Below are 16074 nucleotides of genomic sequence, written 5' to 3' on the forward strand. Positions count from 1 at the left end.
CTATCTTGGAATCTCTATGCCTTCTAAGATTTGACGGATAATTTCATCAGCAGTAAGACCTTCCATCTCTCTTTCTGGAGAAACAATTACTCTGTGCCTTAAAACAGCATAACTTGCTTCTTTAATATCTTCCGGCGTGACAAAGTCTCTCCCTCTCAATGCTGCAAAAGCTTTAGAAGCGGTAAGCAGTGCTAATGATGCTCTTGGTGAAGCTCCGAGATACAGGAACTGGTTTTCTCTGGTATTGATAATAATCTTAGCAATATATTCCATCAGCTGGGCTTCAACAATGATTTCCTTTACCAAATGTTGATAACTTTTCAGCTGTTCTGCCGTAATAACATGATGTACACCTTCTGTTTTATCTTCTTTCTTGCTTTCATGCTGATTTTTAATGATCGCAATCTCCTGTTCAAGGTTAGGATATCCTACATTAATTTTGAACAAGAAACGGTCTAGTTGTGCTTCAGGAAGTCTGTATGTACCTTCATGCTCTATTGGATTTTGGGTAGCTACCACCAGAAATGGCTCATCCATAATGTAACGGGTACCATCCATTGTAATCTGCCTTTCTTCCATTACTTCAAATAAGGCGGCCTGAGTTTTTGCTGGTGATCTGTTGATCTCATCAATTAATATAAAGTTGGAGAAAATAGGCCCTTTTTTAAATTCAAATTCAGAATTTTTCACACTGAAAACTGAGGTTCCCAGAATATCGGAAGGCATCAGATCCGGCGTAAACTGTATCCTGCTGAAACCAACATCCACCGTTTTGGCTAATAGTTTTGCTGTAATCGTTTTGGCAACCCCGGGAACACCTTCAATCAAAACGTGTCCGTTGGAAAGTAATGCTGCCAGTAAATGTTCTATCATTTTCTCCTGCCCTACAATTACTTTTCCTATTTCTGCCTTTACTTTATCCAGGCTTGCACGAAGCTCAATCATATCAATTCTTGACTGAAACTGATCTTCACTTTTATTAAGATCTATAGAAGGTTGATTTTCTATGTTCGGGTTATCAATATTTTCCATAATTTTTTTCTTTGGTTTTGATAGGACTTCGTTCTATCTTTGGCTAAATTGTCCCTTTGGGATTCTTATTTTAATATTTCGTCTAGTAATTTATTGATTCTTGCCAAATCTTCCTTCATTACACTGGCATAAGGATCTTGGGCTTTTTTAATCAGACTAATAGCCTCATTAATCATTTCTATAGGTTTTCCCGTTTTCAGTTGTAGTTTTTTAGCAAATTCCTCATCTAAATTCTGGGTATCAATCAGAAGATCCAGTCTTACTTTATTCAGGAAGTACTGAGCTTTTTTAGCCATCATATCATGAAAATCGCCTTCCTGAAGATATAAATTCCCTATGCTTTTCACAAAATCCAGAGATGTATTCCTCAATGGTTCTATAACGGGCACTATTCTTTGTTTCCTTTTTGCATTAAAGAATATAAAAAGAATAAGTCCCCCAAGGAATACCCACCAAGCATATTTCAAAGCTGGATTTCCTAATACAAATCGCATAAAGAAATGTGAAACATTGGCATTATTCTCCACAAACCAAATGGTTTCCCTATCCTGAAGATAAGAAAATACATCCTGTGCATATTTTACATTGCCTGGTTTCAGCAAATAATAATTAGTGAGAAAAAGAGGTTCACTATGAATATAGAAATTTCCTTTTCCAAATTTTACTTTGATAAAGTTTGCTTGATCCGTATTTTTCTTCTCTACTGTTTTCCCTAGAACTTCTATACCCGGCTTGATAAATGAAAAGCCTTTTCCTGAAGGAAATTTATCTAATTGTATGAAATCATTCTGGTATTTCTTATCTGTAAACTTTAATACATTTTCATCCTCAAATGAAATCTCTGAACTATGAAATCCGATACTGTCTGCAATTTCCTTAGGCATAAGATTCATGATCACCATAGCATCCGAACCTTTTGAAACCTGATCCATAATTTTCTTCCAGGATTCTGTGTCAATATCAGTTTCAATAACAACAATATTATGGGCTTCTTTTTTGTGTTGACTATAATATTCATAAGGAACCTGCTCAATCTTCTTTAGATGAGTTTTAAAAAGGTCTTTGGCTTCATTATTGAAAACAAACAGACCAAACGGTGATTTCTCATTGATATCAAAGTTTTTACGCCAATCGGTAGTTTCTTTTTTATTCACATCAAGCAACGCCAAAATAACCATCACAACGATGAAGATCACAGCATATATTCTGAAAGTCTTATTCATGGTTAATGGGATTAAGGTTTAAATGCCTGATATTTATTTTTAAATTTCTGATAGCTCTGCTCATCAATATTGAACTCTCCATACCAGACATAATCAAAAATATAAGAGAGATCAGAAAATTCACTTTTTAGATGCGTAACTTTTAATTCTGATACATAGTCTTTATTCGTCTTTTCAGGATTCCAGTTAATCAGCTTTTTGTCACTCAATTTTTTAAGAACGAATAAGAACTGATAACGAACTGCTGAACGATAGTCTCCTGTAAGTTCAAATTTGGCAATGCTCTCAGGAAAGTTTATTTCATGGATGTTTTCATGCAATTCTTCTACATTCAGATTCAACTTTTTATTCTTTTTACCAAAAATAAAATTCCCATCTTTTCCGAGAATATATTTAATGATAAAATAAAGAAGGAATCCTACTAAAATAATTGCAAAAAGGCGAATAACCACTCCTGTAAACTCAGAGGATTTTGTAAAAACCGTATCTCCAAAAATACTACGCAAAATTCGATCTACCTTCTTTAGAAGTTTTTGCCAGAATGATTCTCTGGGTTTTGAGACTGAATAATCAAATTCATTTCCTTTGTATCTTGACGGAACATTTTGCTTAAATTCTTTAGGATAGACCGAGTTGTCTGAAACCGGATTCTTCACCAGCACAGAATCTGCACGCAGCATATTATGATAATGTCCCGTTGTATAGAGTGAATCTTCCATATAACCATCATCCTGAGCCTTTACAAAGCCGAGGGAGAATAAAAACAATATGAAAAAAAGAATTCTATTCATTGATTCCAATGGTATCTATTTCTTCAAGTTCTACTTTCTGATGAAGGTCTGTTCTGCTATCATAATACATCAATCCGGCATTTACATACAGCAGATTCGAAAGGAAGAATGAAAGCAGCATTGAAATTCCGTAGAATACAAAAATGCAATCCCAAAAGCTCCGGTAAAAGGATTTTGCTCAAAATTACCATCAGATGGTGACGTCAACACCGAACCATAAAAAAAGAGCATTGGGACATAGGTGAATACGGAACTTGCAATGGATATCACAATAAACATGACAAACGATGCTGCCCAATATTTCCAGTATGGAGATTTCTCACTTCCATTGGGATAAGAAAACTGTGAACGGATAGAGTAACTCAGACTTTCCATGAAACCTCTCCCCGAATTAAAATAATCGTACATCAAAAATGTAACAACATTAAATAGGGTAGGATATACCAGCATTACAATAAAAATCCCGATAATAATAAAGATCAGAAGATAAGAGAACCCTAATACGAATAAAGATAAAGGAGCTACAATAAACGTCACCCCAAGACACAGTTTAGCAATTCGGCCAGCGTTCTTTTTGAAGTCTCCTAAGATCTCATCTGTCTTTATGCTTTTTGCTCCCTGTGCAATTCTTTTCAGATAAAAAACAGGATAAAGATAATTGATAATAGCCAGTATCATCAAAAGTAGAAATGTGATGATTCCTACAACAATCAATACTCCAGCATTATTTGTAAAATATTGATCAAAATAATAGCTGTCACCATTTATATTAGATCCGAAAATCTGAGAAAAAAGTTCCCTGTATCCAAAAATAAAGACGGTTACCATTAAAATTAACAGCAAGCCATTGATCAGAATATAATTTTTAAAATAATTCTTTCCGTATAATTTGAAAAAGTTGAAACTATCACTGATGAAAGTTCCAAAGTCTCTTTTTTTATAAAATTGTATCATTGATGTGTTTATTAGTTTTTTTATTGACAATGGATGGATATACAAAATAGTAGAACCCTATAACAGCCATTGATCCCAGAATAATTACCAAATTTAGGATTACAGGCATTTTCAAAGCATGTCTTGTTACATATCCTTCAATAATTCCGGCACAGATAGTGAAGGGAACAGTGCTTAAAAATATTTTAAAAGAATCTTTAAATCCTTTTTTAAAGGAATTAAATCTCGAAAAGGTTTTCGGAAACAGAATAGATGCTCCCAGAATCAATCCGCACATGGCTTCTACTACCATGGCAAAGATTTCAAATACTCCGTGAAGCCAAATCCCTCTTGCGCTGTCTTTTAAAGCTCCGTAATCATAGAAAAAGTATTGAAATGAGCCCAGCATTAAACTGTTAGAAAGCAAAGCAAATAAAGTCCCTACTCCGCCTGCAATTCCATAGATATACAATTTAGCTCCAACCTGAATATTATTGAAAATAATTCCAATAGTAGTTCCCCAGGTTGTACCGCTCTGATACACCCCTACTGCGTTATTCTTTTTAATATTTTCAATCGTTTCATTGACATAGCTTTCTCCAAGAATAATATTAACAAATTCTTTATCGTAAGCTGCAGAAATTACTCCTATTAAAGTAAAAAGGACAAAGAATAAAAAGGCATACAGCAGATACCTCCGATACTGATACACAAGTAACGGAACCTCAGTTTTAAAGAAATAAACCAATCTGTTCTCCTCTACTCTTTTGGTTTTATAAATCTTTTGGAAGATTTGTGATGAAAGGTGATTCAGATAAACAGTTGTATTGCTTTTAGGATAATAGGTCTGAGCAAAAGAAAGATCATTGATCAGGTTAATATACAATGAAGACAGGTCATCAGGATTTTTTTTAATTTTCCCATCAATAACCTGTTCTATTCCCAACCATTTTTCTTTATTTTGTTTAATGAAATAAACTTCTCTCATAATTGTAAAGGCTAAAATAATAAAAATTATGTCTCAGATCGCGATAAATACCTCACAAAATGTAAATATTAACTTCAATACTGCAAGTGTTGGAGAAAGAATGCTTGCATTTATCATTGATCTCCTGATAAGGGTTGCCTACATCCTTGTTGTCCTTTATTTATTTTTCAATATTCTTGATTTGGGATATTTATTGAACGGTTTAGACAGCTGGTCAGTGATGGCAGTGTATATCATTCTTACTTTTCCCACCTATATTTATCCCGTTGTTTTGGAAAGTTTAATGGAGGGGCAAACTCCCGGAAAAAAACTGATGAAGATCAGAGTAGTGAAAATCGATGGATATCAGGCCAGTTTCGGGGATTACATGATCCGTTGGGTGTTCAGACTTGTAGATGTCTCCTTTGCCGGTGTGGTAGGTTTAATTTCAATGATTGTTTCCAAAAATAATCAGCGTTTAGGAGATATTGCTTCTGGAACAGCAGTAATTTCACTAAAAAATAACATTAATATTTCTCATACTATTTTAGAGAATATCAACGAAGATTATGTACCCTCATTTCCTCAGGTTATTGCTTTGAGTGATAATGACATGAGAATCATCAAGGATAATTATACCAAAGCTTTAAAAGCAGATGACCGACAAATTATCAGTAAACTTTCCGATAAGATAAAAAGTATTCTGAAGCTGGAAATAGACCCAACAAAGATGACAGAAAGACAATTCATCAATGTTATTATTAAAGACTATAATTATTACACAGGAAAAGATAACTAGTACAAACTGCCAATAATTATGTAAGCTATCAATGTACTTTTTATTATTACTTTAATTTTGTATCTTTAAATTACAATAAACGTTCTATTATGAAATTTGAAAACAACAGATCAGGAAATGGTGGAGTTCTTACGCTTAATAATGAAGTAAAGGAAGTAGGAAGATTAACCTATACCATTTTTCCGGAGGATCAAAAACTGATTATTTCGTTTGTTCTGGTTCATCCTGAATTTGAAGGAAGAGGAATGGGAAAATACTTGGTAGAAGAAGCTATCAAATTTGCAAGGGAAAATAATTGGAACGTATATCCTCACTGTTCTTATGCCAGAGCGGTGATGATGAGAATGAATGATGTAGATGATATTTTACTAAAGAACTAAGACTTCATTTACCAGAATTTCTTCAATATTATCCGGGTAATCCACTTCCAGATGATGGTCAGATGCTACCCATTCCATAATTTCCTGAAGTTTTAATACTTTAGAATTAGGAATCCCCATTTTATCCAAAGCACAAGCATTACATTCCTGCTCATATTGATTGTGAATAGGGATCACGAATACTTTTTTATCCATGAAAAGAGCTTCAGCTGGAGTTTCGAAGCCTGCGTTACAAAGAATACCTTCACAACCTTCAAAATATTTCAGATATTGAATTTCATCAATAGGAAATACTTCCACATTTTTTACCTTAACCTGTACTTTACTATATTTTGAAAAGACCTTCCACTCTACCGGAATCTTTCTTAAAACCTTAATGATATTTTCATCTGCAAAACTTGGAAGGTAGACAAGATAATATCCTTTCTTATAAGGATTAAGGTTTCGGATCTTTCTTCGGATTACAGGTTTTTTAATTTGAGGATGATAATTTTCAAAATGAAAGCCAATCTTTCTTTCGCTGGGAACATAATACTTCAAAATCATTTCTCCCAGAAAATCTTTTTTATCAGGTTTAGGAGTTTCAGAAAAACTCATCGATGCCTGATGGCTAAGTTCAATCATTGGAAGCCTCTTCAACTTAGATGCCCAACCCGTTAAAGGTTCATAATCATTGATGATTAAATCATATTGAGATAGCTCTAAATTCTTAATTGTTTTAGCAGCATCAATAAATTTATTATCTGTGAACGTTTTACGATAGGATAAACCGCCCGTTTTGTTATAAAGAAGGGAAATACCTCTATGCTGAAAATTAATGTCAAAATCAGCTTTTAATTGCGATTGATGCCCACTAATGAGTGTATCTACCGAAGCATACTTTTTGAGTATCGGAATAATCTCCTGTGCCCTGGCTACGTGTCCGTTCCCGGTACCCTGAAATGCGTACAAAATTTTCATTAAGTAAAATTAGTTACGATTTTTAAAAGTTCAGAATTATCCATCTCCTGAATTTCTTCTGCTTCATCATCTTTCAACAAATGTTTGTGGTCATCATAATAAAAAATCTTCCATTCTTTATCATGATATTCCAAAGCTGATAGATTTTCGATCCAATCACCAGAATTCAGATAAGTACAAGATCCTTTTTTATTAACCACTTCCCGAATCTGCGGCTGATGAATATGTCCACAAACTACGTAGTCATATTGATTATCAATAGCCAATTCGGAAGCTGTAAGTTCAAAGTCACCGATATACTTTACCGCTTTCTTCACATTATTTTTAATTTTTTTTGAAAATGAATATTTTTCTTTGCCCATTTTCTCCAAAAACCAATTCACTACATTATTGATGATGATTAAAAGGTCATATCCCTTTCCGCCAAGTTTGGCAATCCATTTAGAATGCTGGACTGATGCATCGAAAACATCCCCATGAAAGATCCAGGTTTTTTTCTGGTCAATTGTCAGACAGATTTTATTACAAACTTTGAGTTTTCCCAATTCAAAGTCGGTAAACTTACGGAACATTTCATCATGATTACCTGTAATATAATAAACATCCGTATTCTTAGTAGCCAATGAAAGGATCTTTCGGATCACTTTCAAATGAGGTTTAGGGAAGTAAGACTTTTTGAATTGCCAGATATCAATGATATCACCATTCAAAACCAAAGTTTTAGGCTGAATAGAATTGAGGTATCTCAGCAATTCCTTAGCCTTACATCCATAAGTTCCCAAATGAACATCCGATATGACAACTAACTCAACGTTTCTTTTCATCCGTATATTTTTCAGCTTTTTAATTTGCCGGATGGAACACCTTCTATTTCTTCAATATCAAAAATACATCAAGGCGTTTCATAGTTTTTTACAAAGAAACTAATTGAAAGTTAACTGTATATGAATGCTATATTATTTTTTATAAAGAGTTCATCAGCTCTTCAGTGATTTCCATGTTGTGGTAAACGTTCTGAACATCATCGTCATCTTCGAAACGCTCAAGCATTTTCATATTAGCTTTGAACTGATCTTCGTTTACTTCTTTTGTATTATTTGGAATTCTTTGTAATTCTGCACTTTTTGCTTCAATTCCCAGTTCGTCTAATTTGTGAGATAAAGAACCGAAATCTTCAAAAGCGGTCGTAATCATTACTTCTTCTTCATCTTTTTCCACATCTTCTGCTCCTCCATCAATCATTTCCATTTCGAAATCATCCCAATCCATTTTTACCTGTGCCAAATCGATGGTGAAAATTCCTTTTCTGTCGAAGATAAATGCTAGCTCACCATTTTTACCAAGGTTACCATCAAACTTATTGAAAATAGCTCTTACATTCGCTACGGTTCTTGTTGTGTTGTTTGTAGTACATTCTACAAAAAAAGCAACACCACCTTGTCCATATCCTTCATAAGTAACTTCTTCATAGTTTTCAGCATCAGCACCGCTTGCTTTTTTGATCGCTCTTTCTACATTATCCTTAGGCATGTTTGCCCCTTTCGCATTCTGGATACATCTTCTTAATGCCGGGTTAGCTTCAGGATCTGTTCCCCCTGCTTTTACTGCTAATGCAATATCTTTACCTATTTTAGAGAAAGTCTTAGCCATTTTATCCCATCTGGCCATTTTAGAAGCTTTTCTATATTCAAATGCTCTTCCCATTTTTAATTTTTAAATTTCAACAAAAATACTTAAAAGTCTACAAAAAAAAAATACCTCCAAAAAAATTGGAGGTATTCATTATTTAGAAAAATTAATTATTTTTTCTTTTTAGCTGGAGCTTTTTTCTTAGCTGGAGCTTTACCTTTCTTCACTACAGTCTTCTTCACTACTACGTCTAGATCAGATTTCTTAAGTGCATCCCAAGCAGCACCGTTGATAGCTTCAACAACTACTTTTCTGTCAACCATTCTATCAGCGTCAGAAGCTTTTGCAGGAACTTGAGCATCTCTAGAACCAACACCAGTTGATTTTAACTGATTACCGTTAACTCCTCTAGCTTCAAGAGCACCTACTACAGAAGCAGCTCTTTCTCTTGAAAGTTTCAAGTTGTAAGCAGCAGCACCTTTAGCATCAGTGTGACCTGTTACTAAGAAAGTACCATCTTTAGACTCATTAATAATTCTAGCAGCTTCATCTAACTTAGTGTTAGATTCTGGTCTGATAGTCGCTTTGTTAAAGTTGAACAAGATACCTTTAAGAGCACCTGTAGCATCTTTAGCAATTACGTCTTTTGGTTTAGGACATCCGTTGTATTCTGGAAGACCTGGAACAGTAGGACAAGCATCGTCTTTATCAAGGATACCGTCACCGTCTGTATCTGGCCAAGGACAACCTTTGTTTTCAGCAGGACCTGCTACAGTAGGACAAGCATCATCTTTGTCGATAACACCATCACCGTCTGTATCTGGCCAAGGACAACCGTTGTTTTCAACTGGACCAGCTACATCTGGACATTGATCGTCTTTATCTGGAACTCCGTCACCGTCAGTATCAGGACATCCTTGGAATTCTGGAAGACCTGGTGTATCTGGACAAAGATCGTCTTTATCTAGGATACCATCCTTATCTCTGTCTCTGTTTCCAAATCTGAATAAGATAGATGCAGAAGCTTGCCAGAAGTTAGCAACTGTAGACTTATCACCTGGAGTTGATACATAATCTCCTTGGACACCAAGACCGAAGTTTTTAGTTACCCAGAAGTTAGCACCAGCACCAGTAGCCACTGTAAAGTGGTTAGCTTTACCAGCCTCGTTACCATCTTTTCCGTTAGGAACAGCTCTATCTAGTACATTACCATTAGCATCAAGACCATTTTGTGGGAAAGATTGCCCAGTATAGTCATGTCTAAGGTAGTTAGCACCAACTCTTAAATATGGATCAAACCAAGATTCTTCGTTCCATAAAAGACCTGCTGCGTGAGCCTGGAAACCAAGACCTGTCATTAGGAAAAATTCTTTCCCCATGTTGAATCTTTTGTTTTCAACATTTCCAACAGAAGTTTGCCAGTCAATAACTAAACCTTTACCAACGTTTCTAGCAACTGTTAACTTAGATAGTGGAGGTGTAATAGAATAACTGTTCATGTTGAACAGGTTCTTTGTCAAATTTTTCGCAGAGAACGTGTTACCGAATGAAGATCTTGCTGCTACGTGGTTTTCAGCGTGAGCACCAACTCCGATTAACCACGGATTGTTGGTAGTCTGTGCGAAAACAGTAGAGGCAACGGTAAGCGCCAATGCTGAAATTCCTAATTTTAGATTTTTCATAGAATTAAATGATTAAATAATTGATAATGCAAAATAAATATAATTTTTCTTTATATACAAAGTTTTTCAAATGATTTTTAACTTTTCTTTAATATTCTGTCCAGGTTCCGCTTATTTTCTCTATCTTTAATGGCCTCCCTTTTATCGAAAAGCTTCTTCCCTCTACCCAGCGCTATCAGCACCTTTGCTTTCCCTCGATCAGTGATATATAATTTCAAAGGTATAATCGTGTTCCCTGCATCCTTTAACTTTTTTTCAAGTTTCTGCAATTCTTTTTTGTGCAAGAGCAATTTCCGTTCCCTTTTTGTTTTATGATTGTAAAAAGTTCCCAATTTATACTCATCAATCATCATGTTGATGATGTATAACTCCCCATCAATAAACTGACAGAACGATTCTGTGATGGATGCTTTGGAAGAACGTAAAGATTTTATTTCCGTACCCGTTAAAACCATCCCGGCTTCATATTCTTCAAGAATTTCATACTCAAAACGGGCTCTTTTATTTAATATGTTAACTGTTTTCTCAATCTTCATCATTTTAAAATTTCGTTAATGAAATATATAAAAAATACGATACATTTAAAAACTTGACTATTATATTATTACAAAATACCCAAATTCTTTTCGTATTTTTGCGCCAAATTTACAAAACTATATGTTAACAGTATCTAACTTATCTTTACAATTCGGGAAAAGAGTTCTTTTTGACGAGGTAAATATTATGTTTACCAAAGGAAACTGCTACGGGATCATCGGAGCAAACGGGGCGGGAAAGTCTACATTCCTTAAAATATTAACAGGAAAGCAGGATCCTACAACAGGTCACGTATCTCTGGAACCAGGGAAAAGAATGTCAGTTTTGGAGCAGGATCACTTTGCTTATGATCAGTTTACTGTTCTTGAAGCTGTATTAAGAGGTAATAAAAAATTATTTGAGATAAAGGAGGAAATGGATGCGTTATACGCAAAAGAAGATTTCTCCGATGAAGATGGAATTAAAGCCGGTGAATTAGGGGTTATTTATGATGAAATGGGTGGATGGACTGCAGAATCTGATGCACAAACCATGCTTTCCAATGTTGGTGTTAAAGATGAAATGCACTGGCAAATGATGAGTGAACTGGAAAATAAGGACAAAGTAAAGGTCCTTTTGGCTCAGGCACTTTTCGGAAATCCTGATGTATTGATTCTGGATGAACCTACCAATGACCTTGACATTGATACAATCTCTTGGCTAGAAGATTTCCTTGCAGATTATGAAAATACAGTAATCGTAGTATCTCACGACCGTCACTTCTTGGATACCGTGTGTACTCACATTGGAGATTTAGATTATGCTAAACTTAACCTTTACACAGGTAACTACTCTTTCTGGTACCAAGCATCTCAGCTAGCAACAAGACAAAGAGCTCAGGCTAACAAAAAGGCTGAAGAAAAGAAAAAGGAACTTCAGGACTTCATTGCACGATTCAGTTCTAACGTTGCTAAAGCTAAACAGGCTACTGCAAGAAAGAAAATGATCGACAAGTTAAACATTGACGATATTAAGCCTTCTTCAAGAAGATACCCTGCTATCATTTTCGAAATGGAAAGAGAAGCGGGAGATCAGATCCTTGATGTAAAAGGTCTTGAAAAAACAAAAGACGGCGAATTATTATTCTCTAATATTGATTTAAATCTTAAAAAAGGAGATAAAGTAGCTGTACTTTCGAAAAACTCTTTAGCGATCACAGAATTTTTCGAAATTTTAGCTGGAAACGTTGAAGCGGACAAAGGAACTGTTGCTTGGGGAGTTACAACAAACCAGTCTCATATGCCTTTAGATAACACCAATTTCTTCCAGGAAGATTTAAGCCTTGTTGATTGGTTAAGACAATTCACTAAAAACGATGAAGAGCGTCACGAGGAATTCGTAAGAGGATTCTTAGGAAGAATGCTTTTCTCAGGTGATGAAGCGTTGAAATCGTGTAAAGTACTTTCAGGAGGTGAAAAAATGAGATGTATGTTCAGCAGAATGATGCTTCAGAAAGCTAACGTTCTTTTATTAGATGAACCTACCAACCACTTAGACCTTGAAAGTATCACAACATTGAACAACTCATTGTCTAACTTCAAAGGAAATCTTTTATTGGCATCTCATGACCACGAAATGTTGTCAACTGTCTGTAACAGAATCATCGAATTAACTCCTAACGGAATCATCGATAGAGAAATGACTTATGACGAATACCTTGCTGACAAAAAAGTGAAGGAATTAAGAGAAAAAATGTATTCTTAATATAATACATTTAATGAATATAAAAATACCTCAAAGCAATGCTTCGAGGTATTTTTGTTTAAACAATAAATAAAATAATTATTTTGTAAGTTTCGTTGTTGGAAGAGCCACAGTACCAGGATCTTTCCATAACCCGTCTTTTTCTGCTCTCTTCTTGATTGCCTGGGCTCTTTTTTCACTATCCGGGTGAGAGTTGAACATCTTTTCAAAACCGGATTGTGTACTTCCTCCTGATAGTAAAGCTAGTTTCTTGAAAGCAGTATAAGCCCCTACTACATCATACTTATTAGCTTTCATAAAATCATAAGAATAGGTATCTGCCTCAGATTCTTGCTTTTTACTGTGAGTAGCATCCAAAAATTCGTTTGCCATTTTTCCGATCTGGCTATCATTAAGAGTAGCTACTGCACCGGATGCTGATGAAGCGGCATCTAATGCTGCTGCTTTTAAATAAGCAGATTTCATAGCATCTTTTGTATCTTCATTTTTAACGTGACCGATTTCGTGACCAATTACAGCCAACAGTTCGTTATCTGTCATGATATCCATCAAAGAAGAGAATACACGCACACTTCCGTCTGCACAAGCAAAAGCATTGATATCTTTTACTTTATAGACTTTATAGTTCAAATTCAGACCGTCTTGTGTTTTGTGTTTTCCAAACAATTTGTTCAATCTTACAGTATAAGGATCTTTTGGCCCTGCTACCTGATTGTTTTTATCCATCCAATCTACCGATTCTTTGGATAATTTAATAGCATCTTCGTTGGTAAATGTTAAAGCTTTTGCACCTTTTGAAACAACCCCGGCAGCTTTTCCGAGATTAAATTGTGCATTCATTGAATTCATTGCGCCTAAAAAAGTAAGGCATACGATAATTTTTTTCATAGTCATTTAAATTTGGAGCACGAAGATAATCAATTTTTAACAATCTTTAAGTCAAAACTTCATTCCCTATCCAATCAAAATGCTATTTTTTTTCCTTATTTTTGTGAACATGAGTCAAAAATGGATTTACAAGCCCGAACCCGATGAGGAAGTTGTGGATGGACTAAGTTCGTCACTTGGTTTTGGCACTTTTGAATCTAAACTTCTCGTTCTAAGAGGAATTGACAATTATCAAAAGGCGAGAGAATTTTTCAAACCAAACCTTACCGATATACACAGTCCGTTTTTAATGGCAGACATGCAAAAGGCTGTAGAGCGCATTGCCACTGCAATTGAAAACGGCGAAAAAATATTGGTATATGGCGACTATGATGTGGATGGAACCACCGCTGTTGCCTTAATGTACCTTTACCTCAGCAAAATTGTTGAGAAAAAATATCTGGATTACTATATTCCTGACAGAAATTCTGAAGGATATGGAATTTCTACTGAAGGAATTGATTTTGCCAAAGAGAATGGGTTTTCGTTAATCATTGCGTTGGACTGCGGAATCAAGGCTCTTGATATGATTAATTATGCTTCCAGTCTGGACATAGATTTTATTATCTGCGATCATCACCTTCCCGGTGAAGAGATTCCTGACGCTGCAGCTGTACTTGATCCTAAAAGAAGTGACTGCCGATATCCGTTCAAGGAACTTTCAGGATGTGGTGTAGGTTTTAAACTTTGCCAGGGACTGAATACCATTTACAAACTTCCGGATGCTGAATTATTTGAGCTCACAGATCTTCTGGCTATATCCATCGCTGCAGATATTGTTTCGATGACCGGAGAAAACAGAGTTCTTGCTAAAATGGGATTAAAAACCCTTAGAAAAACAAGAAATCTTGGGTTAAGATTATTAATTCCGGAGGATAAACTGTCTCATTTCGAAATTTCAAATATTGTTTTTGAAATTGCACCTAAAATAAATGCTGCGGGAAGAATTTCCCATGGAAAAGCAGCTGTGGAACTTATGGTTTCTGAAAACCTGAAGCATGCCAACCAAATCGTGGGTGATATCATGAACCTCAACGATGAAAGACGCGAACTGGATATGAACTCTACTCTTTCGGCCTTGAATCAGATTATAGAATCTCAACAGGAAACAAAACATACAACCATTGTTTATCACCCTGAATGGAACAAAGGAGTAATCGGAATTGTAGCCTCCAGACTGATCGAAACTTACTATAAACCTACATTGGTATTTACTGATGGAAATAATGGTGAAATGGTAGCTTCCGCAAGATCTGTATCTGATTTTGATGTGCATGAAGCGCTTGATATGTGCTCTGAATATTTTCTTAAATTCGGAGGGCATCACGCTGCTGCCGGGCTTTCAATGGAAAAGGAAAAGTTTGAGGCTTTCAAAGTTAAATTCGAAAAAATTGTTTCTGAAAAAATAAGGGAACACCAAAAGGAACCTTCAATTAGTATTGATTCTGAAATTAGGGTTGATGATATCAACAGAGAGTTTATCAATTTCCATAGAAAACTAGCTCCTTTCGGGCCTCAAAATATGAAACCGATCTTCACCTTGTCTGATCAGAGACTTTCTGGTTATGTAAAAACAATGGGTAAAGATAACAACCATCTGAAGTTTTATATCAAACAGGAAGCTTCAGGAAGAAATATTGAGTGTGTCGGTTTTAAACTTGGACAGTTTGTAGAAGATTTTAAAAATAAAAATTTCGATCTTGCTTTTACCTTGGAGGAAAATCATTGGAAAGGCAATGTAACTCACTATCTTAACATAAAAGATGTAAAGTTCAGGGATTAACTGATGCCCTACAGGATTTTGGTTTCTAAGCTTTAGACTTTGTAAAGTAAAAAACTAACTTCCTATTATAATTAAATACAACGCTCCCCTACTACACTGATATGAAAAAAATTGGTCTATTCTTCGGATCTTTTAATCCGATCCATATCGGACATCTTATTTTAGCGAATTATATTCTGGAAAATTCAGATATGGATGAGCTATGGTTTGTAGTGAGTCCACAGAATCCTTTTAAAGACAAAAAATCTTTATTGAAGGATCACAACAGGTTGGATATGGTACAACTTGCAGTAAAAAATTATCCGAATATGCGGGCTTCCAATGTAGAGTTTTCTCTTCCGAAGCCAAGCTATACCATCGATACGCTTACTTATCTTCATGAAAAGCATCCTGATTATTCTTTCAGTCTTATTATGGGTGAGGATAATTTAGACAGTCTTCACAAATGGAAAAATTCTGATGCATTGATCAAAAATCATCATATCATTGTTTATCCAAGAGTATTTGAAGGGGAAAAGAAAGATTCTGAATATCTTCAGCATGAAAATATTTCTATGATAAAAGCTCCTGTGATCGAAATTTCTGCGACTGAAATCCGTAATATGATTAAAGAAGGAAAGAATGTAAGACCAATGTTACCGCCTGAAGTTTTTGAGTATTTGGATGGAAGTAATTTTTATCAATAAGC

The 16074-nt window shown here is 35.1% G+C and carries 17 protein-coding genes; 5 read left to right on the forward strand and 12 right to left on the reverse strand.

From position 1 onward, the window contains the following. From QWZ06_RS23735 to QWZ06_RS23760, 6 genes are all read right to left on the reverse strand, one after another. Positions 1–1032 carry an AAA family ATPase gene (locus QWZ06_RS23735; RefSeq protein WP_290301608.1) on the reverse strand — a complete coding sequence of 344 codons (1032 nt, stop codon included), beginning with the start codon at positions 1030–1032 and terminating at the stop codon, positions 1–3. A gap of 65 nt (positions 1033–1097) precedes the next feature. Beyond that, positions 1098–2255: a DUF4350 family protein gene (locus tag QWZ06_RS23740; protein WP_290301609.1), complete on the reverse strand. Its 1158-nt coding sequence runs from the start codon at positions 2253–2255 to the stop codon at positions 1098–1100. A gap of 11 nt (positions 2256–2266) precedes the next feature. Then, positions 2267–3046, reverse strand: a complete 780-nt coding sequence (locus tag QWZ06_RS23745) for a DUF4129 domain-containing protein (RefSeq protein ID WP_290301610.1) — start codon at positions 3044–3046, stop codon at positions 2267–2269. Further along, on the reverse strand, positions 3039–3167 hold the full coding sequence (locus tag QWZ06_RS23750; protein ID WP_290301611.1) for a hypothetical protein: 129 nt from the start codon (positions 3165–3167) through the stop codon (positions 3039–3041). The genes QWZ06_RS23745 and QWZ06_RS23750 overlap by 8 nt, the downstream gene beginning before the upstream one ends. Next, the gene (locus QWZ06_RS23755; RefSeq protein ID WP_290301612.1) at positions 3128–4000 is read right to left on the reverse strand and encodes a DUF4013 domain-containing protein; all 873 of its coding nucleotides are present in this window, start codon (positions 3998–4000) and stop codon (positions 3128–3130) included. Before QWZ06_RS23755 ends, QWZ06_RS23750 begins: the two co-directional genes overlap by 40 nt. Continuing rightward, entirely contained in the window at positions 3984–4967 is a 984-nt protein-coding gene (locus QWZ06_RS23760; RefSeq protein ID WP_290301613.1) for a stage II sporulation protein M, read from the reverse strand. Before QWZ06_RS23760 ends, QWZ06_RS23755 begins: the two co-directional genes overlap by 17 nt. Positions 4968–4995: 28 nt before the next feature. Here QWZ06_RS23760 and QWZ06_RS23765 point away from each other — a divergent pair, with 28 nt between their 5' ends. Further along, positions 4996–5745 carry an RDD family protein gene (locus QWZ06_RS23765; protein ID WP_290301614.1) on the forward strand — a complete coding sequence of 250 codons (750 nt, stop codon included), beginning with the start codon at positions 4996–4998 and terminating at the stop codon, positions 5743–5745. Between the two features lie 89 nt (positions 5746–5834). Then, positions 5835–6125 (forward strand): GNAT family N-acetyltransferase, encoded by a 291-nt coding sequence (locus QWZ06_RS23770; protein ID WP_290301615.1) that lies wholly within the window; start codon positions 5835–5837, stop codon positions 6123–6125. Here QWZ06_RS23770 and QWZ06_RS23775 read toward each other — a convergent pair. The 5 genes from QWZ06_RS23775 to smpB all read right to left on the reverse strand — a co-directional run bounded on the left by QWZ06_RS23775 (position 6114) and on the right by smpB (position 10932). Further along, positions 6114–7085, reverse strand: a complete 972-nt coding sequence (locus tag QWZ06_RS23775; protein WP_290301616.1) for a glycosyltransferase family protein — start codon at positions 7083–7085, stop codon at positions 6114–6116. The genes QWZ06_RS23770 and QWZ06_RS23775 overlap by 12 nt on opposite strands. After that, positions 7085–7909: a UDP-2,3-diacylglucosamine diphosphatase gene (locus QWZ06_RS23780; protein ID WP_290301617.1), complete on the reverse strand. Its 825-nt coding sequence runs from the start codon at positions 7907–7909 to the stop codon at positions 7085–7087. The genes QWZ06_RS23775 and QWZ06_RS23780 overlap by 1 nt, the downstream gene beginning before the upstream one ends. Positions 7910–8048: 139 nt before the next feature. Further along, entirely contained in the window at positions 8049–8789 is a 741-nt protein-coding gene (locus QWZ06_RS23785; RefSeq protein ID WP_290301618.1) for a YebC/PmpR family DNA-binding transcriptional regulator, read from the reverse strand. 95 nt (positions 8790–8884) lie between these two features. Beyond that, positions 8885–10396, reverse strand: a complete 1512-nt coding sequence (locus tag QWZ06_RS23790) for an OmpA family protein (protein ID WP_290301619.1) — start codon at positions 10394–10396, stop codon at positions 8885–8887. Between the two features lie 77 nt (positions 10397–10473). Further along, positions 10474–10932 (reverse strand): SsrA-binding protein SmpB, encoded by a 459-nt coding sequence (smpB, locus tag QWZ06_RS23795; RefSeq protein WP_047427948.1) that lies wholly within the window; start codon positions 10930–10932, stop codon positions 10474–10476. A 121-nt stretch (positions 10933–11053) separates the two neighbouring features. Between smpB and QWZ06_RS23800 the strand changes: the two genes are divergently transcribed. Continuing rightward, positions 11054–12676, forward strand: coding sequence for an ABC-F family ATP-binding cassette domain-containing protein (locus tag QWZ06_RS23800; RefSeq protein ID WP_290301620.1), 1623 nt, complete (start codon positions 11054–11056; stop codon positions 12674–12676). A 78-nt stretch (positions 12677–12754) separates the two neighbouring features. Here QWZ06_RS23800 and QWZ06_RS23805 read toward each other — a convergent pair whose 3' ends face one another. Next, entirely contained in the window at positions 12755–13564 is an 810-nt protein-coding gene (locus QWZ06_RS23805; protein WP_290301621.1) for a M48 family metallopeptidase, read from the reverse strand. 109 nt (positions 13565–13673) lie between these two features. Between QWZ06_RS23805 and recJ the strand changes: the two genes are divergently transcribed. Both recJ and nadD read left to right on the forward strand, forming a co-directional pair. Further along, positions 13674–15386 carry a single-stranded-DNA-specific exonuclease RecJ gene (gene recJ, locus QWZ06_RS23810; RefSeq protein WP_290301622.1) on the forward strand — a complete coding sequence of 571 codons (1713 nt, stop codon included), beginning with the start codon at positions 13674–13676 and terminating at the stop codon, positions 15384–15386. A gap of 101 nt (positions 15387–15487) precedes the next feature. Further along, entirely contained in the window at positions 15488–16072 is a 585-nt protein-coding gene (gene nadD, locus QWZ06_RS23815; protein ID WP_290301623.1) for a nicotinate (nicotinamide) nucleotide adenylyltransferase, read from the forward strand. Positions 16073–16074 lie beyond the last annotated feature (2 nt).

The sequence above is a fragment of the Chryseobacterium tructae genome, assembly GCF_030409875.1.
GTDB classification, from domain to species: domain Bacteria; phylum Bacteroidota; class Bacteroidia; order Flavobacteriales; family Weeksellaceae; genus Chryseobacterium; species Chryseobacterium tructae.